General features: G+C 69.5%; 18 protein-coding genes. 5 read left to right on the top strand and 13 right to left on the bottom strand.

The features are described 5' to 3' along the window. Positions 1–12: 12 nt before the first annotated feature. Genes ACVTJA_RS42470 through ACVTJA_RS42435 form a run of 8 tightly spaced genes read right to left on the bottom strand, consistent with a single transcriptional unit; the run spans position 13 to position 11,556 of the window. Positions 13–2,547, bottom strand: coding sequence for an NAD(P)-binding protein (locus ACVTJA_RS42470; RefSeq protein ID WP_465829246.1), 2,535 nt, complete (start codon positions 2,545–2,547; stop codon positions 13–15). Further along, positions 2,537–5,209, bottom strand: coding sequence for an NAD(P)-binding protein (locus ACVTJA_RS42465; protein WP_465829244.1), 2,673 nt, complete (start codon positions 5,207–5,209; stop codon positions 2,537–2,539). The genes ACVTJA_RS42470 and ACVTJA_RS42465 overlap by 11 nt, the downstream gene beginning before the upstream one ends. 14 nt (positions 5,210–5,223) lie before the next feature. After that, positions 5,224–7,944: an NAD(P)-binding protein gene (locus ACVTJA_RS42460; RefSeq protein ID WP_465829242.1), complete on the bottom strand. Its 2,721-nt coding sequence runs from the start codon at positions 7,942–7,944 to the stop codon at positions 5,224–5,226. A gap of 5 nt (positions 7,945–7,949) precedes the next feature. After that, positions 7,950–8,402, bottom strand: coding sequence for a sterol-binding-like protein (locus ACVTJA_RS42455; RefSeq protein WP_465829240.1), 453 nt, complete (start codon positions 8,400–8,402; stop codon positions 7,950–7,952). Next, a complete protein-coding gene (locus tag ACVTJA_RS42450; protein ID WP_465829239.1) occupies positions 8,383–9,450 on the bottom strand; it encodes a hypothetical protein in 1,068 nt (355 codons plus the stop codon). The genes ACVTJA_RS42455 and ACVTJA_RS42450 overlap by 20 nt, the downstream gene beginning before the upstream one ends. Before the next feature lie 2 nt (positions 9,451–9,452). Continuing rightward, positions 9,453–9,857 carry a hypothetical protein gene (locus ACVTJA_RS42445; protein ID WP_465829237.1) on the bottom strand — a complete coding sequence of 135 codons (405 nt, stop codon included), beginning with the start codon at positions 9,855–9,857 and terminating at the stop codon, positions 9,453–9,455. Next, on the bottom strand, positions 9,841–10,371 hold the full coding sequence (locus ACVTJA_RS42440) for a hypothetical protein (protein WP_465829236.1): 531 nt from the start codon (positions 10,369–10,371) through the stop codon (positions 9,841–9,843). Before ACVTJA_RS42440 ends, ACVTJA_RS42445 begins: the two co-directional genes overlap by 17 nt. A gap of 9 nt (positions 10,372–10,380) precedes the next feature. Further along, positions 10,381–11,556, bottom strand: coding sequence for a polyprenyl synthetase family protein (locus tag ACVTJA_RS42435; protein ID WP_465829234.1), 1,176 nt, complete (start codon positions 11,554–11,556; stop codon positions 10,381–10,383). Positions 11,557–11,809: 253 nt separating this feature from the next. Between ACVTJA_RS42435 and ACVTJA_RS42430 the strand changes: the two genes are divergently transcribed. Continuing rightward, on the top strand, positions 11,810–12,922 hold the full coding sequence (locus ACVTJA_RS42430; protein ID WP_465829233.1) for an acyltransferase family protein: 1,113 nt from the start codon (positions 11,810–11,812) through the stop codon (positions 12,920–12,922). 141 nt (positions 12,923–13,063) lie between these two features. Here ACVTJA_RS42430 and htpG read toward each other — a convergent pair whose 3' ends face one another. From htpG to ACVTJA_RS42410, 4 genes are all read right to left on the bottom strand, one after another. Next, positions 13,064–15,070, bottom strand: a complete 2,007-nt coding sequence (gene htpG / locus ACVTJA_RS42425) for a molecular chaperone HtpG (RefSeq protein ID WP_465829232.1) — start codon at positions 15,068–15,070, stop codon at positions 13,064–13,066. A gap of 142 nt (positions 15,071–15,212) precedes the next feature. Beyond that, positions 15,213–16,016 (bottom strand): endonuclease, encoded by an 804-nt coding sequence (locus ACVTJA_RS42420; protein ID WP_465829230.1) that lies wholly within the window; start codon positions 16,014–16,016, stop codon positions 15,213–15,215. Between the two features lie 598 nt (positions 16,017–16,614). Beyond that, the gene (locus tag ACVTJA_RS42415; protein WP_465829229.1) at positions 16,615–17,010 is read right to left on the bottom strand and encodes a hypothetical protein; all 396 of its coding nucleotides are present in this window, start codon (positions 17,008–17,010) and stop codon (positions 16,615–16,617) included. A gap of 35 nt (positions 17,011–17,045) precedes the next feature. Next, the gene (locus tag ACVTJA_RS42410; RefSeq protein ID WP_465829227.1) at positions 17,046–17,204 is read right to left on the bottom strand and encodes a hypothetical protein; all 159 of its coding nucleotides are present in this window, start codon (positions 17,202–17,204) and stop codon (positions 17,046–17,048) included. Positions 17,205–17,411: 207 nt separating this feature from the next. On the opposite strand from ACVTJA_RS42410, the gene ACVTJA_RS42405 reads away from it, so the two are divergent. The 4 genes from ACVTJA_RS42405 (at position 17,412) to ACVTJA_RS42390 (ending at position 21,658) form a co-directional block, all read left to right on the top strand. Beyond that, the gene (locus ACVTJA_RS42405) at positions 17,412–19,130 is read left to right on the top strand and encodes a dipeptidyl-peptidase 3 family protein (RefSeq protein WP_465829226.1); all 1,719 of its coding nucleotides are present in this window, start codon (positions 17,412–17,414) and stop codon (positions 19,128–19,130) included. Positions 19,131–19,207: 77 nt separating this feature from the next. Next, a complete protein-coding gene (locus ACVTJA_RS42400) occupies positions 19,208–19,990 on the top strand; it encodes a fatty acid desaturase (protein ID WP_465829224.1) in 783 nt (260 codons plus the stop codon). Between the two features lie 33 nt (positions 19,991–20,023). Then, positions 20,024–21,016, top strand: a complete 993-nt coding sequence (gene msrP, locus ACVTJA_RS42395; RefSeq protein ID WP_465829222.1) for a protein-methionine-sulfoxide reductase catalytic subunit MsrP — start codon at positions 20,024–20,026, stop codon at positions 21,014–21,016. A 9-nt stretch (positions 21,017–21,025) separates the two neighbouring features. Further along, positions 21,026–21,658, top strand: a complete 633-nt coding sequence (locus ACVTJA_RS42390) for a protein-methionine-sulfoxide reductase heme-binding subunit MsrQ (protein WP_465829221.1) — start codon at positions 21,026–21,028, stop codon at positions 21,656–21,658. Between the two features lie 43 nt (positions 21,659–21,701). On the opposite strand, the gene ACVTJA_RS42385 is transcribed toward ACVTJA_RS42390, so the two are convergent. After that, positions 21,702–22,184: a response regulator gene (locus tag ACVTJA_RS42385; protein ID WP_465829220.1), complete on the bottom strand. Its 483-nt coding sequence runs from the start codon at positions 22,182–22,184 to the stop codon at positions 21,702–21,704. Between the last annotated feature and the right edge of the window lie 16 nt (positions 22,185–22,200).

The following is a 22,200-nucleotide window of genomic DNA, read 5'->3' as shown; positions in this document are numbered from 1 at the left end:
TGGAGCCTCCGGTCAGACGATGTTCACCATCGCTTCCAGCGGCTCGCGCAGCAGCTCCAGGAAGGAGCGCAGGGCCCGGGCGTCGTCCCCCGACTCCAGGTCCGCCAGCAGGGGCAGGGCCAGGGGCTCCAGTTGCAGCACGTCCCAGACATGCGGCATTCCGGCGGCGAAGAGCTTCGCGTCCAGTTGGCGCAGCGGCTCCAGTTCCGGCAGCTCGTGCTTCTCCGGGTCCCAGATGCGGCAGTACTCGCCCACGGGCGTCATTCCGGACGCGGGCGGGCCCTGGCTCCCCTGCAGGGGTGTGGCAAGCCCCGCATCCCCCCGCACGGAGTGGGCCACGTAGTGGTCGAGGAGGGCATTCACCGCATGACGCGCGGACTCGTTCGCGGACTCCATGGAGGACGTCCGGCTGAACGTCTTCAGGTACGGGCCGGCGAACACGAGCTGTCCCCAGTGCACCGGATAGCCACCGTGTTGCGCCTGCCACAGGTCTTCGGAAAGCGCCTCTGGAGGTCGCGCCGGAGGGGCGGGCGCCCACGGGTCCCACGGCTCGGTGCCTGGCCTGTTCTCCCAGTCGCCCACGCCCGCGACGAAGGAAGGCGCCAGGGCCTTGCCCGGGCGCTTCCGGCCGGTGCGCGGATTGGCCCGGAAGCGGATGAAGCGGTCCACGTGGTACCAGGACGGCTCCGGTAGGGTGGCGCCGTGGGTGTGCGGCTCGAGGGCCGCGCGGAGCTGCCGCCAGACCTCCCAGGCCAGCTCATGCGGTGTGCATCGGGTGGGCCGCTTCACCCCGGGCTCTCTCACGTGCCAGCGGCCGATATCCACGCTGAGCATCGAGGTGAAGCCGTCCCTGGCGAGCGTGGGCGGAGCCGCCCAGTACCGGTCGCTGTTGAGCACGGACAGTTCCCACGGCGTGTCCGCGAGGTACAGGCACCCTTCGTCGAGGCGCACGGAGGTGGAGAAGAAGAACTGGATGCCGGTGCGCGTCTGGAGCCGGTCCCAGGGCACGTGGCCGGGGAAGTATCGGCTCCGACGCTGCTGCTCTCCCGCGGACCCGCGAGGGTCTGCCCGTATCCGTGAGGTGAAGCCCCGCAGTTTCGCCACGACGCCGACGGGCGGAAGGTCCTTCGTCATCCGCTCCGCCGTGACGGCATCCGTGGCCATGACGTAGTAGTCCACGGGCTCCTTGGTGTACTCGAACACCACCCAGGCGCCCGTGTCGGGCTTCTCCTCCTCCTCGTTCCAGCCCATCTCGTACGTGCCGGTGACGTAGGGGACGAGGCGCTCTTCCTCGTAGGCGAACCGCGTCAGTTGGCCCCGGACGAACTCCACCCGCAGGTGCTTCGCGAGGTGGTCGCGCCAGGGCCGGAGCCACGCGGGTGTGGCGGGCCCGTTCGGCGTGCAGTCCTTCCGCCTGCCCGGGCGCAGCATGTCGAGGTAACGCTGCGCCAGCAGGTTGCCCAGGGTGCGCGCGTCACCCGCGTCCGCGTCGAAGGCTTCCGGCAGCCCGGGTGCGAAGCGCAGGTCGCGCTCGAAGCCTTCTCCATACGTCGCGCCATTCGCGTTCAGGTACTCCCACCAGGAGCTGCCCTCGCACCCGGTCTTCCTGCGCGCGGAGCAGGTGCTCAGGTAGCGCCACAGGCGCAGGGTGAGCCGCGCGGTGTCGGGCGTGCGCGGGCCCGAGGCGTGGTGCAGGGACGGGAGGCCGCGGCCCCCGGCGGCGAGGCCCTGGACGCGCACGGGCACCAGGTTGTCCGACAGGCGGCGTCCGGTGGGCGTGCCGTGTGCGTCCAGGAGGGGCACCTCCTCCAGGGTGGAGAGGAGGTGCCGGGAGCAGGCGGGGATGAAGCGGAAGCGGTGCTCGCCGGGCAGGTAGTGCACCACCTCCAGCAACAGCTGGTCCTTGTCCGGCATTGGCGGAAAGGGCACTTCCATCTTCTCCGCGAAGAGCTCCTCCGCGTAGTCCACCCGGATGACCCGCTCCTGACTCAGGGCCGAGCCTCCCAGGGGGAAGAACCCCACCAGCGAGCCATCCGTCACGAATTTGTGCAGCGCCCGCGCGGCGGCCTCGCGCGTCGGCGTGTATTCATGCTCCTTGGGAGGCGGCGGGCGGATGAGGAGGATGCCGGGGAACACATCCGCGGGGTGGAGGTCGCTGCGGTTCAGGAAGTCGAGGGCGCGCATCGGCATCAGGCTGCCGTTCGGCCCGGTCCAGTCGTCCGTGTAGTCGTAGAAGTAGCGGAACGCATCGCTGGTGGTGAGACGGCCGTCCCCCGGGAAGTTTCCCGGCGCGCCCTTCGCCACGCCGATGAGCTGTGAGCGGGTCCTTCCTCCCACGGCCAGCGTGGGGTTTCCGTCCGAGACGTTCCACTGCCCCATCTCGGGCCGGCCCAGCTCGTCGTACTCCTGCGCGGGCTCGTAGACGCGGACGCGGAAGCCGCGGCGAGCCAGCTCGTGCGCGGCGGTGAGCCCGGCGATGCCGCCGCCATAGATGTGGACCCGGGCCGGACCGATGCGGACGGGGGCCGGTTCTTCATCAGAAGACATACGGTGCTCCCAGGCGAAGCGCGTCCAGCGTCGTGCGGACGCGCTCCAGGAAGGTCTTCATCGCCTCGGCACCTCCGAACGGCTCGAGCGGAGACAGGAGCGGCAGGGCCAGGGGCTCCAGGCGCAGCACGTCCCAGATGTGCGGCAGGCCGAGGGCGAAGAGCTTCGCGTCCAGCTCGCGCAGGGGAGCCAGCTCCGCCAGCTCGTTCTTCTCCGGGTCCCAGATGCGGCAGTACTCGCCCAGCGGCGTCATCCGGAAGTCGGGCGTGCCGGTGAGCGTCCCCTGGCCGGGGTACTCGGGCACGGAGGACAGGGCGCTCGCGCGGGCACGGCTTCGCACCTGCGCCTCCTCCTCGGGCGGAGGATGGGCGAGGTAGTGGTCGATGATGGCGTTGACGGCGTGGCGCGCGGACTCGTTGGCCGCCTCCATGGTCGTCATGCGCGTGAAGGTCTTGAGATAGGTGCCCGCGAAGAGGAGTTGGTCCCAGTGCACCTGGTAGCCCCCGTGCGTGGCCTGCCAGAGCCCGCGGGGAAGGAGGCGCTTCGGCTGCTCCTCGGGCTCGGGCGCCAGCGGGTCCCACGGGTCCGCGCCGGGCCTGCGGTCCCAGTCCCCGACGATGGGGATGAGATAGGGCGCGCGGTTCTCCACCGGGCGCTCCTTGCCCAGCTTCGCGTCGAACTCGAACCGGAGGTACCGGTCCATGGAGTACCAGGCGGGCTCCGGCAGGGGGAACTCGAACTGGCGGGCCTGGGGGAGCGGCGCGTTGTGCTGCTCGGTGGCCTGGTAGATCTGTCGCCAGACTTCTTTTGCAATCTCGTGGCGTGAGCTGGTGGAGGGACTCGGAGCTCCGGGCTCGCGCACGTACCAGTTGCCGATGTCCACGCTGAGCACCGAGGCGAAGCCATCCATGGCCAGGGTGGGTGGCATGGCCCAGTACTGCTGGCTGTTGATGGCGGACAGGCCCCACGGCGCGTCGAGGAAGTAGAGGTAGCCCTCGGCGAGGCGCACGGAGGAGGGGAAGAAGAACTGGATGCCGGTGAGCGTCTGGAAGCGGTCCCACGGCACGTGGCCCGGAAGCACCTGGGGCTCCCGCTCCTGCGCGGGCTCGGGGCCGCGTGGGTTGGGCGGAATCAGCGTGGTGAAGCCGCGCAGTCCTTCGATGACGCCGAGGGGCGGCAGGCCCTTCGTCACCTGCTCCGCCGCCACCGCGTCCGTGGCCACGACGTAGTAGTCCACCGGCTCCGCCGTTTCCTGGCTGTCGGCCATGTAGGCCGTCGTGTCCGGCCGCTCCCCCATGGAGTTGTCCCAGGACCGCAGCAGCCCGTAGACGTAGGGGACGAGCCGGCCCTCGTCATCGAGCTCGAGCCGCGTCAGCCGGCCCTCGCGGAACTCGACGCGGAGCGACTCCTGGAGGTAGCGGCGCCAGTGACGGAACCACGCGGGCGTCGTGGGCCCATTGAGCGTGCCGTCCGTCTTGGGCAGCGGCAGCAGGTTGTTGAGGTAGAGCTGCGCCAGCGTGTTGCCGTTGGTGCGCGCGTCTCCCCACGCGCCATCGAACGCGGCGAGCACGCGCGGGGCGAACTGCATGTCGCGCTTGAAGTCGTCGCTGTACTTGTATCGGCGCGCGCCCGTCTCCGGCTCGTAACCTTCGAGGTACTCCCACCAGGAGACCTTCTCGTACTCGGCCTTCCTGCGCTCGGAGCAGGTGCTGAGGTAGCGCCAGATGCGCAGGGTGAACTGGAGCATGTCGGTGACGGGGTAGCCGGACGTGAAGAGATCCTTCATCTCTTGGAGCACCTCCACGGGGCGCGTGGAGGGCGCGCGGCGCAGGAAGCGGATGCGGCGTCCCCTGGCGGCGATGCCGTAGAAGCTGGAGGGGATGAGGTTGTCGAAGACGCGGCGGCCGGTGGGCCGTCCCTCGTCGTCGAGGATGGGCGTCTCCACCATCGTGGAGAAGAGGTGGCGGTAGTACGAGGGGAAGAAGCGGAAGCCGTGCTCGCCGGGCAGGAAGTGGGCCACCTCCAGCGTCAGCTCGTCCTTGTCCTTCAGCGGAGGGAAGGGCACGCCCATCTCCTTCGCGAACCGCTTCTCCTCCTGGGTGACGATGACGATTCGGGACGGGTCTATCTGGACGTCGGCCCACACGGGAGGTGAGACCAGCATGTCCCGCAGGGTCTCCGCGGTGACCTGGCGCGTGGGCGTCCGTTTGCCGCTGAGGGGCTCGGGAATGCGGATGTAGAGGACGCCGGGGAAGCGCTCCTGCTGGGGGCGCAGGTCGCTCTGCAACAGGAAGTTCGACGCTTCCGTCGGACTCAGTCCGGAGTCGGTCCAGTCCCGGGAGTAGTCGTAGACGAAGCGGAACGCATCGGAGGTGACAGCGCTTCCGTCTCCGGGGAAGTTCCCCCGGGCGCCCTTGCCCACGCGGAGGAACTGCGAGCGGGCCATGCCGCCCACGGCGAGCTTGGGGTCCGTCTCCAGGCCCGAGGCGTCTCCGGGCTCGTGCCGTCCCAGCTCGTCGTACTCCTGCGCGGGCTCGTAGATGCGGACGCGGAAGCCGCGGCGGGCCAGCTCGTGCGCGGCGGTGAGCCCGGCGATTCCGGCGCCATAGATGTGCACCCGCGCGGGGCCGCGGCGCACGCGTGTCGACGTGTCTTCGGCCATGGTGCGCTCCCGCCTCACCAGAAGGTCTGCTTCTTCTCCGGCTTGGGGACCTTGAGCATCGTCTCCAGCCACTCGCGCACCTTGCGCAGCAGCTCCAGCAGCGGCTCCAGCCCGCCCGGCTTGCCGAGCGACGGCATGAGTGGCATCGCGAGCGGCTCCAATCGCAGCACGTCCCAGACGTGGGGCAGGCCCTGGGCGAAGAGCTTCGCGTCCAGCTCGCGCAGCGGCGCCAGCTCCGCCAGCTCGTTCTTCTCCGGGTCCCAGATGCGGCAGTACTCGCCGATGGGCGTCATCCGGAACTCGGGCGTGCCCTTGATGACCTCCCGGTCGTCGAGCGTGGGAAGCATCGGGCTCCGCGCCGCGGAGGGAATGGGCGGGCGGGGCGCGATGCCATGCTTGTAGAGGTAGTGGTCGATGATGGCGTTGACGGCGTGGCGCGCGGACTCGTTGGCCGCCTCCATGGTCGTCATGCGCGTGAAGGTCTTGAGATAGGTGCCCGCGAAGACGAGCTTGTCCCAGTGCACCGGATAGCCGCCGTGCGTGGCCTGCCACAGCACGGCGCTGAGGGGCGTCTGCGAAGGGGGCGGCGGGGGGCGGAGCGGGTCCCACGGCTCGGTGCCGGGGCGCTTGTCCCAGTCGCCCATGATGGGGATGAGGTAGGGCGCCAGGTTCTGGCTCGGCCGCTCCACGCGCGACGCGGGGTCGGTCTCGAACCGGATGAAGCGGTCCAGCGAGTACCAGGCCGGGTCCGGGAGCGCGAAGTCGTACGGGGCCGAGTTGGGCAGCGGCATCTTGTGCAGCTCGGTGGCCTGGCGAATCTGCTCCCACACCGCGTGGGCAATCTCGTCCCGCGAGCAGTCCGCGGGGCTCGTCTGGCCTTCGAGGAACCAGTTGCCGATGTCCACGCTGAGCACGGCGCCGAAGCCGTTCCGGTCGAACGTGGGCGGCGTGGCCCAGTACTGCTGGCTGTTGATGGCGGACAGGCCCCACGGCGCGTCGAGGAAGTAGAGGTAGCCCTCGGCGAGGCGGAAGGCGGCGGGGAAGAAGAACTGGATGCCGGTGAGCGTCTGGAAGCGGTCCCAGGGGACCTTGCCGGGGAACTCGCCCTTCTCGCGCTCCCGCGGCTCACCCGTCTCGCGCGGCTTGACGGGGACCTTCGAGGTGAAGCCCCGCAGCCCCGCGATGACGCCGATGGGGTCCAGGTCCTGCGTCAACGTCTCGGCGGTCGCCGCGTCGGTGGCGATGACGTAGTAGTCCACCTTCTCCGCGGAGGACGGCTCGTCGCGCTGCGTCCTCACGACGGGGTCGGTGACCACCAGGTCCGGCTCCGCCTTGGGCTTGCCCTTCGGCGTCCAGTAGGGCGTGAGCTCGCCGGTCTCCGGGTCGATTTCCAGCCGGCTCAGCTCGCCCGCGTGGAACTCCACCTTGAGGTATTCGCGCAGGTAGCGGCGCCAGGGGCGCAGCCAGGCCAGGGTGGTGGGTCCGTTGAGGGTGCCGTCCGTCTTGGGCAGCGGCAGCAGGTTGTTGAGGTAGAGCTGCGCCAGTGTGTTGCCGTTGGTGCGCGCATCGCCCCACTGGCTGTCGAAGGCTGCGAGCACGCGCGGGGCGAACTGCATGTCGCGCTTGAAGGCGTCGCTGTACTTGTAGCGGCGCGTGTTCGTCTTCGCGTCGTAGCCCTCCAGGTACTCCCACCAGGAGATGCCCTCGTAGTCGGCCTTCCGGCGCTCCGAGCAGGTGGACATGTACCGCCAGATGCGCAGGGTGAACTGCGCGGTGTCCGAGGCCGGGTAGCCCGAGTCGGTCAAATCCCTCAGCTCCCGGAGCATCTCGGCGGGGCGGGAGGGCGGCGCGCGGCGGAGGAAGCGGATGCGGCGTCCCTTCGCGGCGATGCCGTAGAAGCTGGAGGGGACGAGGTTGTCGAAGACGGTGCGGCCGGTGAGCCGGTTGTTCTCGTCGAGGAGGGGGGTCTCCATCATCGTGGAGAAGAGGTGGCGGTAGTACGAGGGGAAGAAGCGGAAGCCGTGCTCGCCGGGCAGGAAGTGCACCAGCTCCAGCCACAGGCCTTCGTCCTCCAGGCTCGTGAGTGGCGCCATGGCCTTCAGGTCCTCGAGCTCCCGGGCCTCCCTGGCTCCCAGGAGGACGACGCGCGCGGAGTCGAGCTTCAGCCGGCCAGGGTAGGGGTCCGTGGTCAGGAACTGGTGGAGCGCCCGCGCGTTGCGCCTGCACCGCTGACCTGGTGGCTGGTTCTCGTCGACGTCCGAGGGGACGCGGACGTGGAGCACACCCTGCCCCTCGCCGCGGTTGAAGAAGCCGCAGGAGCGCAGGAAGTTCTCCACCTTCTCCTTCACGTTCGCGGGGACGTTGCTCGTGCCGTCGCCCGCGTCGAAGTCCTGGCCGTACGCCAGGTAGATGCGGTTGGGCTCGGTGGGCTCGCTCCCACCGACGAAGTTTCCTCGCGCGCCCCAGTCCACGCGGAGGAACTGCGTGCGCGCGAGCCCGCCCACGGCCATGCGGCGCTCCACGGGCAGCGGCAGCCCTTCGAGCTGGCCCGTCTCGTCGCACTCCTGCGCGGGTTCGATGACGCGCACGCGGAAGCCCCGGAGCGCCAGCTCGTGCGCGGCGGTGAGTCCGGCGATGCCGCCGCCGTAGATGTGGACACGGGCAATGCCCTTCCGGGCGGGAGGGTTTCCCTCGTTGCCGCCCGCGACGGGGGCGGCGTTGGGCTCGGACTTCATGGGGTTCACCTCGCGGTGGAAGGAGAGGAAGGAGCGCCCTCGCGGCACACCGCGCGCAGCCGCGCGAGCAGCGAGGGGAACGAAGGGCAGCGCACCGCCCCGTGGACGTAGGTGACGAGCCCCTCGTGCAGCGCCATCAGCGAGGGCACTGGGGCCACCACCTCCAGCGCATCGGTGAGCACGGCCTGGGTGAGCGACAGCCGCGCGTCCAGCACGTCGGCGATGACGTGCCGGCCGGTGAGGAGCAGCGCGTCCGCCTCGGGCCCCGCGGGCTCCACGCGCGCGCAATCCGCGGCGAAGGCGAGCTGGAAGCGCTCCGCGCCCACGCACACCTCCACCCTGCGGCCCTGCAACTGCGTGCACATGCGGGCGTGCAGCGCGGGCTGCTCGCTCGCGAGTGCCGTGAAGGACTCGGAGAGGAGCCGGCCCACCGGGCCTTCAGTCGCGGATGAGCTCATAGACTCCGGTCGCCTCCAGCTCGAAGGGTTCTCCGCCGATGCACCCGCGCGACACGACGCGGCCGCTGAGCTCGTTGAGGACGGACACGGTGCAGGGCTCGCGCTCGCCGGGGGTGATGACCTGGGCCAGCTCCTCCGCGGCGAAGCGGAGGTGGAAGGTGTCTCCGCCGGTGTCCACGCGCAGCTCCGTGCTCGCGGGCAAATCGCAAGCGGTGCCCGGTGCGAGCAGCGTCATCTCCGGCGGGACGGTGAGGCGGTGCGTGGGCTGGAAGCGGCCCTGGTGGACGAGGCGGATGTCGCGGTCCCTGAAGGTGCGCACCGCGCCGCCGCTCCTCCAGAGGAAGAGGGACTGGTAGCGCACGCTCGTCCGGCGCCGGTCCGTCATGCGGGCGAAGACGGCGCTCCACCGGTGCGCAGCATCGGAGGGCAGCGCGTGGGCCCACTCCCAGGAGAAGTCGCCGCCCCAGCGGAAGTGGCCCCAGTTGTGGTCGTGGTACGCGGGCGCTCCGTCCACCCGGTACGTGTGGCCTCCGAGGGTGACGGTGCCGCGCGCCTCCAGCCGGGGGACGACGACCCACGAGAGGTGCTCTCCCGGGGCGAGGGGGTGGTTGGTGAAGAGGAGCGGCCGCATGGTGGGCACCAGCTCCAGCTCGGCGGACAGGGAGTGCTCGCGGAGGGAGAGGGCGAGGAGATAGCGGCCCTGCTCGAAGCGCAGGGTGTTGGGGCCGAAGCGCGCGTCGATGTGGCCGGGGAGGACGTGTACCTCGGAGTCGGGGAAGCGCTCCATGGCGCCGGACCAGGTGTCGCTTCGGACGAGCACGGTGAGCCGCGCCACCTCCGCGCGTCGAGGGTCGAGGGCCCACGGGTCGTCCTGGAGGCTGAAGTTGACGAGCAGGTGCGCCGGCCCGGCGTTGACGAGGAAGTACTGCCATTCCTTGTGCCCGCCCCGGCCGCCGAGCCGCGCGGGCGAGCGCCGGAAGTAGTCCAGCCGGGGCAGCAATTCCGCGAGCTCGCTCGCGAGCCCACCATGCGGTTCCTCGCGCCGCATGGTCAGCGCAGCAGTTCCCGGAGCCCGGGCGGTGCCTCCGCGCGCGGGGGGCCGGGGGCGCGGGCACGCGACTCCATGCGCGGGCCGCCAGCGGAAGCGGGTCGAGGTTCGTTGACGGGCACCTCCATGGGCGGTGCCTCGCGCGGAGCCGCCGGACGAGCGGCGTCGTGGACGGGCGCGAGCATGGAGAGGAGCCGGCTCCGGAACGCGATGAGCCCGAGCACGAGGTACGGGAAGCGCCCCTCGCTGGAGGGCCGCTCCCGCGAGGGCGCCGGGCTCTCGGAGCCAACCCCCGGCGCGGGCAGCAGCGCGTCCAGCCGCCGCAGGGAGGAGACGAGCCCGAGCAGCAGCAGCACGGGCAGGTTCTCGTCGCAGTAGTCTTCACGGACTTCATCGAGGCTCGCCATTCCGGGGCTCACCTCCGGGAGGGTCGGCGGGCGTGGCCCGCGCGGCGGCGAGGTTGGGGGACTCCGCGCTCCGCAGCAGCGCGTCCAGCCACGCCGAGGGCAGGACGGTGTTCGGGTCCTCCTCCAGCATGTCGAGCCCGAGCGCTCCCCACAGCTCGCTGGCATGCCGCATCAGCGGAGACGCGGCGAGCGCCGTGGCCCACGCTCGTCCCTCCGGCGTGGCCGCGAAGCGCCGCCCCTCGGCCACCAGCGCGGAGAAGGCCGCCTGCGCCGCGACGGGGTGCTCGAGCAGCAACAGCCGCGCCCGCTGCACGAGCGCCTCCACCTCGCCCGAGTGCGGAGGTGCTCCAACGGAATTCGTGGGCGCGGCCCCCGTGCCCGAGGGCAGCGTGCCCTGGAGGAGCACGCGATGGATGCGGTGCAGTTCCTCCCAGATGAAGGAGCGCACGCGCAGCGGCTCCAGCCCGGCTGGCGTCACCGGCGTGCCCATCAGCAAACGCAGCAGCTCGTCCATGGCCCCTCCTCACCGGACCCGCGCCAGCACGTAGGCCACCAGCGAGTCGAGCGGCCGCCGATGCACGGAGTCGGGCAGCCACGCGTGGCACTCCGCCAGCCGCCGCTCCGCGTCCTCCGCCCACTTCCGGGCCACGCCCTGCGCATGCTCCAGGCTGCCCTGGCGCTCGATGAGGGACAGCAGCAGGCGCACGTCGGCCTCGGTCTTCACCGGGCTCCGCGGGCCCTGCGTCCGCAGCGCCTCCCTCAGCCGGGCCTCCCCGGGCGGAGTCAGCGCCCCTTCCTCCCGCAGCTCCGAGATCAACGTCTCGAGCGCGGCCCCGGACGCGGCGACTGGTTCGGTGCCGGGCTCCTCCGGGCGGGGCAGGCGGAGGATGCGAGCCACTTCCTGGCGCTCCGGCGCGGACGCGCCGCGCAGCATGTGCAGCAGCATGAGGGTGCGCTTGCCCTCCCAGAGGTCCCCGGCGATTTCCTTGCCGTAGTCCGACTCCTGGCCGCGCAGGTTGAGGACGTCGTCCTGAATCTGGAAGGCGATGCCGAGCGAGCGCGCGAAGGCCGCGAGCGCGTCGATGCGCTCCTGCGGCGCCCGCGCGGTGATGGCGCCGACGATGACGGGGGTGATGAAGCTGTACCAGGCCGTCTTCTGCTCCACCATGCGGACGTAGTCGTCATCCGTGACGTCGAGCACGCCGCCGCGAATCCACTCCAGCTCCAGCGACTGGCCCTCCACCGACTCGCGCGTCATCCGCGCCACCGCCTGGAGGATGCGCAGCGCCGGCCCCAGCCCGAGCACCGCCACGTTGTCGAGCAGCGGCTGCAGCGCGAGGGCCAGCATGGCGTCCCCCACGTTGACGGCGATGGGCAGCCCGTGCGTGCGGTGCAGCGTGGGGCCCCCGCGGCGCATGAGCGAGCCGTCCTCGATGTCGTCGTGGATGAGGAACGCGTTGTGGAAGAGCTCCAGCACCGCCGCCGAGCGCACCACCGCGTCCAGCTTCCCGCCCAGCGCGCGGCACGTGGCGATACACAGGGCGGGCCTGAGCCCCTTGGCCTCACGCAGTGGGTAGTCCAGCATCAGCGCGTAGAGCGGTGATGCCTCGCGCTGCTCGGCGGGGATGATGCGCTGGATTTCCTGGAGGGCGAGGACGCGGCAGTCCTCGAGGTAGCCCAGCAGCTCCTCCGAACCCATGAGCCCGTCTCCCTGCGTGTCTCGGGGAGGCGGAAGGTGGCACCTCGGTCCGGATTGAGGAGGAGGCCCCGAGGTCGCGAGCCCTGTCGGGAACCGCGCAGCAACCAGGAGGGTAGGGTGGGTCAGGGGGGACTAGGGGGACGTGGGTTCTCCCGGTTAGTCTCCTGTGCGACTCTTCCCGGAATTTTCCTCCATGAGCGCTTCTCCGCACCCCTCCTCACAGTATCGCCCGGACCTGGATTTCATCCGGTTCGTGGCCATCATCCTGGTCCATGTCCACCACGTGGGGCTCATCTTCGGGCCCTTCAAGTGGATTGTGAAAAGTCCAGTCGAGCTGACCGAGCTGAAGAACCCCATGCTCGCCGCGGGACAGGTGCGGCTGCCGCTGCTGCTGCTCATCTCCGGCGTGGCCACCGCCTACGCGTTCCGCCAGCGCTCGGTGAAGGCGCTGATAGGGGACCGCGCGAAGCGCCTGCTGGTGCCGCTGCTGTTCGGCGTCTTCTTCATCACCCCGCCGCAAATCTACATCGAGCGGCTCCTCCAGGGCCGCTTCTCGGGCAGCTACCTGGAGTTCTGGCCGTCCGTCCTGCAGTTCGTCCCGTGGCCGGCGGGCAGCCTGAGCTGGCACCACCTTTGGCTGCTCTGCTACCTGTTCCTCTACAACGTGCTGATGGTGCCGCTGTACATGTGGCTGCGCACGGAGAGCGCCCAGCGCTTCTGCACGTGGTTCGAGGGGTGGGTGACGCGCGGGGTGAACGTCTGGCTGCTGTTCCTGCCATCGGCGCTCATCAGCATCGCCCTGCGGAACTACCCGGCGAACATGGCGCTCATCAATGACTACTGGCTGTTCAGCCACCTGCTCTACTTCTTCGTCATCGGCAACTTCCTCGGGCGCAGTCCCCGCTTCTGGGACCTCCTGGTGGAGAAGCGCAAGCTGATGACGGTGGTGGCGGTCATCACCGGCGGAGCCATCATCCCGAACATCGACCGCCCCTATGCGGTGACGGTGCTGATGCACTACCTGGCCGGGTGGTGCTTCATGCTGGCGGCGCTCGGCTGGGCGCGCACGCTCGTCACCACGACGAAGCCGTGGCTGAAGTACGCCCGGGACAGGGCCTTCCCGTTCTACATCCTCCACGAGGTGGTGCTGGTGGTGCTCGCCTATCCGCTGCTGAAGCTGCCGATGGGCCCGTGGGCGCTCTTCGCCCTCATCACCGTCATCACGATTCTGGGGACGTGGGCGCTGACGGAGGTCTTCTTCCGGGTGCCCGTCCTGCGGCCCCTCGTCGGCCTGAAGTTCCGCCGCAACACGCCGCGCGCGACGGTCGCGGAGCCGCAGCCCGCGATGAGCCCGCCCGCGGTGTGACGTAGGCCGGAAGCACGGGAGCGGGAGCCGCGAGCACGGCGGCTCCGCTCTGGTTCCCGCTCACGTCGGCTCGCCCGAGAGGGCGGGCCGGGCATCGGAAGGGGCCGCCAGCGTCCGCGGCCCCTTCCTTTCACACCGCAATCAGCTCGCGGTCGGTGGAGTCGCGGCCGGCTGCGCGGCCTCCTGCACCGGCGTCTGCGCCACGGCCGCGGTCCCGCTCAGGGGCGACTGCGCGGCCTGCGCGGCCACCTGCGTGAGCAGCCCCGTCATCCGCCGCGCGAAGCGGTTCGGGTCGGAGATGGTGCTGCCCTCGGTGAGCAGCGCCTGGTCGTGCAGCAGCTCAATCCACTCCGTCACCTGTGCCGCGTCCGGCTGCCGCTCGTGCACGGCCTTGAGGTGCGCAATCACGGGGTGGTTGGGGTTCACCTCCATGATGCGCTTCACGCGAGGCATGCCCATGCCCTTGCCGCGCTGCTGGAGCAGCCGCTCCAGGTACGCGGGCGAGCCGCCCTCGGGCACCACGAGGCACACCGGCGAGTCCGTGAGCCGGTCCGACACGCGCACCTCGCGCACGGAGTCGTTGAGCACGTCCTTCATCTTCGCGGTGAGCGACTTCAGCCCCTCCGCGCGCTGCTCCTGCTCCTTCTTCTGCTCGTCCGTGGCCTGGAGCTTCAGGTCCGACGTGAGCGCGGACACGAGCGGCTTGCCCTGGAACTCGCGCAGGCCCTGCGCGGCCCACTCGTCCACCGGGTCCGTCATGTACAGCACCTCGTAGCCGCGCTGCTTCAGCGCCTCCAGGTGCGGGCTGTCCGCCACCGCCTGCCGGGACTCGCCGTAGATGTAATAGATGGCCTCCTGGCCCTCCTTCATCCGCGACACGTAGTCCGCCAGCGAGGTGTGCCCCTCCTCGCGCGAGCTCTCGTAGCGCAGCAGGCCGCCAATCTTGTCCTTGTTCTCGGCCTCGGTGGCCAGCCCCTCCTTCAGCACCGTGCCGAAGGACTTCCAGAACTCGCGGTAGTCCTCCGGCTTGTCCTTGGCCAGCTTCTCCAGCAGCTCCAGCGACTTCTTCACCACGTGCTTGCGGATGGCGCGCACCACCTGCGAGTCCTGGAGCAGCTCGCGCGACACGTTCAGCGGCAGGTCATCCGAGTCGATGACGCCGCGCACGAAGCGCAGCCACTGCGGCACCAGCTCCTCGCAGCGGTCCATGATGAAGACGCGCTTCACGAAGAGGCGCACGCCGCGCTGCTGCTGCGCGTTCAAGTCGAACGGCGGGTGCTTGGGCACGAAGAGCAGGCCGGTGAACTGCTGGTTGCCGTCCGTGCGGAAGTGCGTCCACGCCAGCGGCGGCTCCCAGTCGTGCGTCAGGTGCTTGTAGAACTCCTGGTACTGCTCATCCGTGATTTCGGACTTGGAGCGCTGCCACAGGGCGCTGGCCTTGTTGACCACCTCCAGCGCGGTCTCCGTCTTCGCGTCGTCCCCCGTCCCGGTGGCCTTCTTCACCTGGAGCTTGATGGGGTGACCCACGTAGTCCGAGTACTGCGTAATCAGCGTGCGCAGCCGGTACTCCTCCAGGAACTCCTTCTGCTCCGGCTTGAGGTGGAGGGTGATGGCGGTGCCGCGCGTGGCGCGCTCGGCGGGCTCCACCGTGAAGGAGCCCTTCGCGTCCGACGCCCACTTCCACGCCGGCAGGTCCTTGCCGGGAGCGCGGCTGACCACCTCCACGTGGTCCGCGACGAGGTAGGCGCTGTAGAAGCCCACGCCGAACTGGCCGATGAGCTGCACGTCCTTCTGGCCGCGCTGCGCCAGGGACTCCAGGAACTCGCGCGAGCCGGAGTGGGCGATGGTGCCCAGGTTCTTCACCAGCTCGTCATGCGTCATGCCGATGCCGGTGTCCTCAATCGTGAGGGTGCCCTTGTCGGCGTCCGGGATGATGCGCAGCTCCAGCGCCGCGTCATCGGCGAGCAGCTCGGGCTCGGTGATGGAGCGGAAGCGCAGCTTGTCGAGCGCGTCGGACGCGTTCGACACCAGCTCACGGAGGAAGATCTCCTTGTGGCTGTAGAGCGAGTTGATGACCAGGCTGAGGAGCTGGTTGATTTCCGCCTGGAAGGCGTGGGTTTCCCGCCGGGGGGAGTTCTCGACAGTCATGTAGAAAGGCCTCCAGCGCCCCCATGGAGCGCGAGCGTCGCTTCCCCCATAACCATGGAAATGGACCTGTCGAGGGCTGGAGCCCGGAGGCCTGTCCACCGGCCGTACCGGCGGACGCCCCCGGGGCTCCTCCCACCCAGGGCTACGGGGTGGCGTGGATGTGCGGGTAGTTGTACCCGAAGTTGCTGTCCCAGTACGTCTGCCCGTTCACCTGATAGCGGACGTAGAACTGGAGCGCGCTGCCGGAGATGGCCGGGACGTGGGCCTGCCAGCGCTCCACGTTCTGCGCGTTGGGACTCTGGATGTAGGCGTACGCGTAGGTGTAGCCGTTGACGTACGAGGCGGCGGCCTCGTGCGAGGTGGCCCAGTTGTCCGTGGTGTAGACCACCGTGACGCTCTTCGTGTACGCGAGGTTCTTCACGTCGATGCTGACGTCGAGGTCGCCGTTGTCGCGCCAGTAGCTGGCGTCCACGAGGACGTGGGTGCCATTGAGCAGAGGCCCGTCATTCCGGCCGAGGTGGTAGTTGGCGCCGCCGTTGTTGTCCCAGTAGGAGGTGCCGCCCACGACGAAGCGCGCGACGAACTCCAAATCACGCGTGGGCTGCGGCTCGGTGCCCCAGCTCTGGTACTGCTGCGTCACCTTCCAGAGCTCGAAGCCGTTGTTGGCGGGGCCCACGTAGGACGCGGGGAGCAGCACCCAGGAGCCGTCGGGCTGCTTCTGCTGGATGTAGACGAACTTCTCGTACGCGAGGTTCTTCACGACGAGCGTATAGCTGACGTCCTGCCAGACCTGGCCGTAGTGGCTGCTCACGGCGCTGAAGGCCTTCAGCAGGCGGACCTCGTCCGCGGCGAAGGCGGGCGCGGAGGTGAAGCCCAGGGCGAGCGTGGCGAGCACGGCGAGCAGGGCACGCCAGCGGGGAGCGGATGCGGTGGTTGTCTTTGTCATGTCGGGGGTTCCTCGCGAGCCCGGCTCGGGGGGCCGGGCACCAGGTGCCTGGGTCATCCAGGGCCCGCGCATGTTGTCAGCCCATTCCGACGTTCGTCGCGCCGCGTTTCGTCATCGCGGTTCACTCGCGGAAATCCCCTCCCGCTCCTGCCGCCGCTCGGAGCGTTGTATTTGCGCGTGAATGAATTTCTGAAGCCTTCGAATTGGAGGCAGTGAGGTGAGAGGCCTCAGGTCCACACCCTCCAGTCTGGAGCGGAGCGCCTGGGTGAGTCCGGAGGGCTTCACACCCAGCAGGGCCGCCAGGGCCCGGCGCGGAGACGTGCGTGCCCATTCGAGGTGCTCCGGGGTGGGCTCGCGACCGGCGAGCTGCCGGAGGAGGGACGGCTCCTGGAAGAGGAGCCCTTCCGGAGAAGACTTCAGCAGAATCACTCTCATGGGCAGGCCCATGCGTTCTCCGTCCGGGTTCATGAGCGAATAGGCATACGCCCTGTCCCATTCACGCGCGTCGGCGCCTCGCTTCCCACGCGGGCCCAGTACCAGGGCCACGATGGAACCTCCATAGGAGAGGGCGCGAGCACGGCTCACGGCGTGGACCCAGTCACGCCCGGCAATCAGCTCGACGCTTTGCTCGAGCTCGGGACCCAACAGCCTGCCCAGCACGACCGCGGCGGCGTCGCTGGACGTCACGACGTAGGGCTTCATTGAAAGTCCTCCTGATGAAGGGATGGTCCAGGACGCCAGCCTCGACGGCGGCGCGCCACTTGCGTCGCAGGGCCGAGCGCATGCCGTGGCTCAGGGCCAGGGCGATGTCCGTGTCATTCCAGAGCAGCACGTTTCGAATCGGGTGCGCCGTCAAGGCCTTCAACGCGGGCCACGTGAAGCCACTGGTGCTGAACAGCAATCCCACCGCGGGCGGCGGGCGGCGCTGCATCCGCAGGGCGAGTCTGGCGATGGCATCGAAGCCGATGGGCTCGGCATGGTCCTTCGCCTCCACGAGACAGGCGAGTCCATCCACGTAGATGCCCCCATCTATTCGAGGGTGCTCGCGTAGGGCCATACGACTCGTGCACCTTCGAGCTGGAATGCCCGCAGCAACAGGAACTCGAAGGCTCTGCCAGGGGCCCAGCCCTCGATTCTCTCGCGCAGCTTCACCCGTTCCCAGAACGCGAGCAGCTCGACCTGTCCCATCCCCTGCACCCTCCTTGCGTACTCCTCCTCGACGCCCACGCCACCACCTCCTCTATACAACCCATGAGGTAGAGGAGTCTACGTGCTACCTCTGACATGCGTTGGATGGAGGTGACACCGTGCATCAGCAATACCCCTGCCACGCAGCCACCACTCGCCACACGGCGTGCTGTCGGGCGCCGCCGCGTTGGAGTAGGGAAGGGGGCCATGAACCGTACCCTCCTGTCCCTCGTCGGCGCGGCGCTGCTGTCGGGCGCTGCCTCCGCCGCGGAGAAGACTCCCGCGCGCGTCCCGGATGCCACCGAGCTGCAGCGCATGACGGCGCGCTTCGCCCCCGTCGAGCTCAAGGTGGACCTCAAGGCCCTGCCCGACTCCGAGAAGCGCGCCCTCGGCAAGCTCGTCCAGGCGTCGAAGATTGTCGATGCCCTCTTCCTGCACCAGCGCTGGGCCGGCAACGTGACGCTCCTGCTGGACCTGCAGCACGACGACACGCCGCTGGGCCGCGCGCGCCTGCACGCGTTCCTCCTCGACAAGGGACCGTGGAGCAGCCTCGATGAGGCGCGCCCCTTCCTCCCCGGCGTGCCGCCCAAGCCGGACGCCGCCAACTTCTACCCGGCCGGTGCCACCAAGGCCGAAGTGGAAGCGTGGGTGAAGTCCCTCCCCGAGGCGCAGCAGAAGGAGGCCACTGGCTTCTACACCACCATCCGCCGCGGCACGGACGGCAAGTTCATCACCGTCCCGTACAGCGTCGAGTACCAGGGCGAGCTGACCCAGGCCGCCACGCTGCTGCGCGAGGCCGCCGCGCTCACGAAGCAGCCCACGCTCAAGGCCTTCCTCAACGCCCGCGCGGACGCCTTCCTGTCCAACGACTACTACGCCAGCGAGGTGGCGTGGATGCAGCTCGACGCCACCGTCGAGCCCACCATCGGGCCCTACGAGGTCTACGAGGACAACTGGTTCAACTACAAGGCCGCCTTCGAGTCCTTCCTCGGCCTGCGCGACGAGGCGGAGACGCAGAAGCTGGCGAAGTTCAGCGGCCAGCTCCAGGCGCTGGAGAACGAGCTGCCCATCGACGCGAAGATGCGCAACCCGAAGCTCGGCGCGCTCGCGCCCATCCGCGTCGTCAACAGCCTCTTCTCCTCCGGTGACGCCAACCGCGGCGTGCAGACGGCCGCCTACAACCTCCCCAACGACGAGCGCGTGACGGAGAAGATGGGCTCCAAGCGCGTCATGCTGAAGAACATCCAGGAGGCCAAGTTCGAGCGCGTGCTCGTCCCCATCGCCAAGGTGGCGCTCACCGCGAAGGACCAGCAGGACGTGTCCTTCGACGCCTTCTTCACGCACATCCTCATGCACGAGCTGATGCACGGCCTGGGCCCGCACAACATCACCGTGGAGGGGAAGCAGACCACGGTGCGCCAGGCGCTCCAGGTGGCGTCCAGCGCACTGGAGGAGGCCAAGGCGGACATCTCCGGCCTGTGGGCGCTGCAGCAGCTCGTGGACAAGGGCGTCATCGACAAGCAGCTCGAGCGCACCATGTACACGACGTTCCTCGCCTCCGCGTTCCGCTCCATCCGCTTCGGCGTGGACGAGGCGCACGGCAAGGGCATCGCCCTCCAGCTCAATCACTTCCTCGACACCGGCGCGGTGAAGGTGAACGCGGACGGCACCTTCGCGGTGGTGCCGGAGAAGATTCGCCAGTCCGTCACCTCGCTGACGAAGCAGCTCATGGAGATTCAGGGCCGGGGTGACCGCAAGGCCGCGGAGCTGCTGCTCGCGAAGATGGGCGTGGTGCGCCCGCCCGTGCAGAAGGTGCTGGAGAGGCTCAAGGACGTGCCGGTGGACATCGAGCCGCGCTACGTCACCGCCGAGGAGCTGGCGCGCGAGTCCGCTGGCTCCACGTCCGATACCGCCGTGCGGAAGTAGCCACCGGCCGTCGTCCCGTCCGCCGCGCGGCGCTTTTCCATGCGCGGCGGGCGGGGCATGGCCAGTTAGCAGGAGAGATGGAGACTCCGGCCCGCCAGCCCCGACCGGCACCGCCCGACCCCTGGGGCGTCGTCCTCGCGTTGTGCATCCTCGCCGCGTGGGGCGGGCACCTCGTCTACCTCTTCGCCGCGCCCGGGCTGCCCTGGGATGCCCCGCTCACCTGGCTGCACGTCGCCCTGCAGGCCTGGCTGTGCACGGGCCTGTTCATCACCGGCCATGACGCCATGCATGGCACCGTGTCCCGGCACCGGTGGGTGAACGAAGTCGCAGGCACGGTCGCCTGCTTCCTCTTCGCGGGGCTGTCGTACCGCCGGCTCGTGGTGAATCACCGCGCGCACCACGCGCAGCCGACGGGTGACGACGACCCGGACTTCTCCACGCGCACCCAGGCCTTCTGGCCGTGGCTGGCGACGTTCATGGTCCGCTACACCACGCTGCCGCAGCTGGGCGTCATGGCGGCCAAGTTCAACGTGTTCGTCTTCCTGGGCGTGTCCCAGCCGCGCATCTTCGGCTTCTGGGTGGTGCCGGCGCTCCTGGGCACGCTGCAGCTCTTCTACTTCGGCACGTACCTGCCGCACCGGCGCCCGGAGACGCCGGACATGGCGCCCCACCACGCGCGCACCCAGCCGCGCAACCACCTGTGGGCCATGCTGTCCTGCTACTTCTTCGGCTACCACTGGGAGCACCACGAGTCGCCCGGCACGCCCTGGTGGCGGCTGTGGCGGATGCGGGACGTCCGCGCCCGGGAGGCGGCCCGGCTGGCCGGACTGCTGCGGGAGCAGGAGGGCGTCTCCCGGTAACCGCCGGACGGGTTGGGCCGTATAACAAGGGCCATGAGCGACAAGCCGCCCGCCGAGCCTCCCAGCTCCGAAATCACGCCCGAGTCGCACTACCTGCGCCGCCGCGAGTTCCTGAAGAACGCCGGCCTCTTCGCGGGCACCGCCGCCGCCGTCGCCGGAGGCCTGTACCTGCTGGGCCGCAAGCAGACGCGCTTCATGGACGCCTACGTCCCGGACGCGGGCCTCGTGACTGCGCCGGTGGCGAAGGGGAAGGGGCCGTACGACACCGACGAGCCTCGCACGCCGTACGAGGACGTCACCACGTACAACAACTTCTACGAGTTCGGCCTCGACAAGAACGACCCGGCCCGCCTCGCGCACACGCTCAAGCCCCGGCCGTGGACCGTGGTGATTGATGGCGAGGTGCACAAACCCCAGACGGTGGACATCGACCAGCTCACGTCCTGGTTCCCGCTGGAGGAGCGCGTCTACCGCATGCGCTGCGTGGAGGCCTGGTCCATGGTGATTCCGTGGCTGGGCTTCCCGCTGGGCGGGTTGCTCGAGCGCGTGGAGCCCACGGGCAACGCGAAGTACGTGGCCTTCACCACCCTGCATGACGCGGAGCAGATGCCCGGCCAGCGGCGTGGCACGCTGGACTGGCCCTATGTGGAAGGCCTGCGCCTGGACGAGGCGATGCATCCGCTGACGCTGATGGCCACGGGGCTCTACGGGCGGCAGTTGCCCAACCAGAACGGCGCGCCGCTGCGGCTGGTGGTGCCGTGGAAGTACGGCTTCAAGGGCATCAAGTCCATCGTCCGAATCTCCCTGACGCGGGAGATGCCTCCCACCACGTGGAACCTCGCCGGGCCGGACGAGTACGGCTTCTACGCCAACGTGAATCCCGCCGTGGACCACCCGCGCTGGAGCCAGGCCACGGAGCGGCGCATCGGCGAGGGCTTCGAGCGCCGTCCCACGCTGCCCTTCAACGGCTATGCGGAGCAGGTGGCGCACCTCTACGCGGGCATGGACCTGCGGAAGTTCTACTGAGCGACTGTCATGGCTTCGCGTCCGTTTCCCTGGCTCAACCCCGCCCTCGCCGTGGGCGGCCTCGCTCCGCTGGCGATGATGGCCGTGCAGGGCCCTCGTGGGGACCTGGGCCCCAACGCGGTGGAGGCAGTGCTCAACCAGACGGGGCTCTTCGCGCTGGTGCTGCTGGTGGCGTCGCTGGCGTGCACGCCGCTGCGGCTCGTCTTCAACTGGACGTGGCCCGCGCGCATCCGCCGCACGCTGGGCCTGCTGGCCTTCACGTACGCGGCCTCGCACTTCCTCGTGTACGCGGTGCTGGACCAGGGGCTGAAGCCCGGCGCGATTCTCGAGGACATCGGCAAGCGGCCCTTCATCACCGTGGGCTTCACCGCGCTGGTGCTGCTGGTGCCGCTGGCCGTGACGTCCACGAATGCGTGGGTGCGCCGGCTCGGCTTCCCGCGCTGGCAGAAGCTGCACCGGCTGGCCTATGTGGCCGCGGTGCTGGGCGTGGTGCATTTCGTGTGGCGCGTGAAGAAGGACGTCACCGAGCCGTTCATCTACGCCGCCGTGCTGGCGCTGCTGTTCGCGATTCGCGGCGCGGAGGCCCTGCGCAAGCGCCGGGCTCGCGACTCGAAAAGCGAACGCCGGGCCCGTCCCGCCTGAGCGGTCCGGAAGCCCGGCGTCGTTGCTGCGACTCCCTCGGTGCCTACTTGCGCGGCAGCGGGAGGATGGTGTCCACCAGCGTCATGAGCTGCGCGCAGCTCACCGGCTTGCGGACGAAGGCGCTGATACCGGCCTTCTGACCGAGCGCGCGGACCTCCGCCACGTTCGGGTCGCCCGTCATCATCAGGATGGGGACCTTGGACAGCTTCGGGTTCGGGCTCGCGCGAATCTGCGCCGCGAAGTCCGCGCCGTTCATTCCGTCCATGTGGAAGTCGGTGAGGATGAGGTCCACCGGACCCGACTCCGCCACCTTCAGTCCCTCTTCGGCGGACTCCGCCTCCAGGAACTCGAAGTTGCGGGCCATCAGGTAGATTTTCAGCAGCGTCCGGATGGAGCGGCTGTCGTCCACGAGGAGGACCCGCTGCGGCGCGGCGCCCGCGGCAGGGCGCGCCCCGAGAGGTCCGGCCTTCTCCGTCGTGGAGCGGTTCGGTACGGGCTCAGGAGAGGGGAGGGTTCCGGCCTTCATCGGATCATCAACCTCA

It is taken from the genome of Pyxidicoccus sp. M6 (genome assembly GCF_055568925.1).
The sequence above is the reverse complement of the archived record's forward strand: the minus strand, read 5'-3'. Positions and strand labels throughout refer to the sequence as shown.

Coding starts and splice junctions, on each gene's coding strand:
- ACVTJA_RS42435 (WP_465829234.1), bottom strand. CDS start 11,556: ATGGGTTCGGAGGAGCTGCTGGGCTACCTCGAGGACTGCCGCGTCCTC.
- ACVTJA_RS42460 (WP_465829242.1), bottom strand. CDS start 7,944: ATGAAGTCCGAGCCCAACGCCGCCCCCGTCGCGGGCGGCAACGAGGGA.
- ACVTJA_RS42455 (WP_465829240.1), bottom strand. CDS start 8,402: ATGAGCTCATCCGCGACTGAAGGCCCGGTGGGCCGGCTCCTCTCCGAG.
- ACVTJA_RS42390 (WP_465829221.1), top strand. CDS start 21,026: ATGGCTTCGCGTCCGTTTCCCTGGCTCAACCCCGCCCTCGCCGTGGGC.
- ACVTJA_RS42445 (WP_465829237.1), bottom strand. CDS start 9,857: ATGGCGAGCCTCGATGAAGTCCGTGAAGACTACTGCGACGAGAACCTG.
- htpG (WP_465829232.1), bottom strand. CDS start 15,070: ATGACTGTCGAGAACTCCCCCCGGCGGGAAACCCACGCCTTCCAGGCG.
- ACVTJA_RS42385 (WP_465829220.1), bottom strand. CDS start 22,184: ATGAAGGCCGGAACCCTCCCCTCTCCTGAGCCCGTACCGAACCGCTCC.
- ACVTJA_RS42465 (WP_465829244.1), bottom strand. CDS start 5,209: ATGGCCGAAGACACGTCGACACGCGTGCGCCGCGGCCCCGCGCGGGTG.
- ACVTJA_RS42470 (WP_465829246.1), bottom strand. CDS start 2,547: ATGTCTTCTGATGAAGAACCGGCCCCCGTCCGCATCGGTCCGGCCCGG.
- ACVTJA_RS42405 (WP_465829226.1), top strand. CDS start 17,412: ATGAACCGTACCCTCCTGTCCCTCGTCGGCGCGGCGCTGCTGTCGGGC.
- ACVTJA_RS42450 (WP_465829239.1), bottom strand. CDS start 9,450: ATGCGGCGCGAGGAACCGCATGGTGGGCTCGCGAGCGAGCTCGCGGAA.
- ACVTJA_RS42410 (WP_465829227.1), bottom strand. CDS start 17,204: ATGGGACAGGTCGAGCTGCTCGCGTTCTGGGAACGGGTGAAGCTGCGC.
- msrP (WP_465829222.1), top strand. CDS start 20,024: ATGAGCGACAAGCCGCCCGCCGAGCCTCCCAGCTCCGAAATCACGCCC.
- ACVTJA_RS42440 (WP_465829236.1), bottom strand. CDS start 10,371: ATGGACGAGCTGCTGCGTTTGCTGATGGGCACGCCGGTGACGCCAGCC.
- ACVTJA_RS42400 (WP_465829224.1), top strand. CDS start 19,208: ATGGAGACTCCGGCCCGCCAGCCCCGACCGGCACCGCCCGACCCCTGG.
- ACVTJA_RS42420 (WP_465829230.1), bottom strand. CDS start 16,016: ATGACAAAGACAACCACCGCATCCGCTCCCCGCTGGCGTGCCCTGCTC.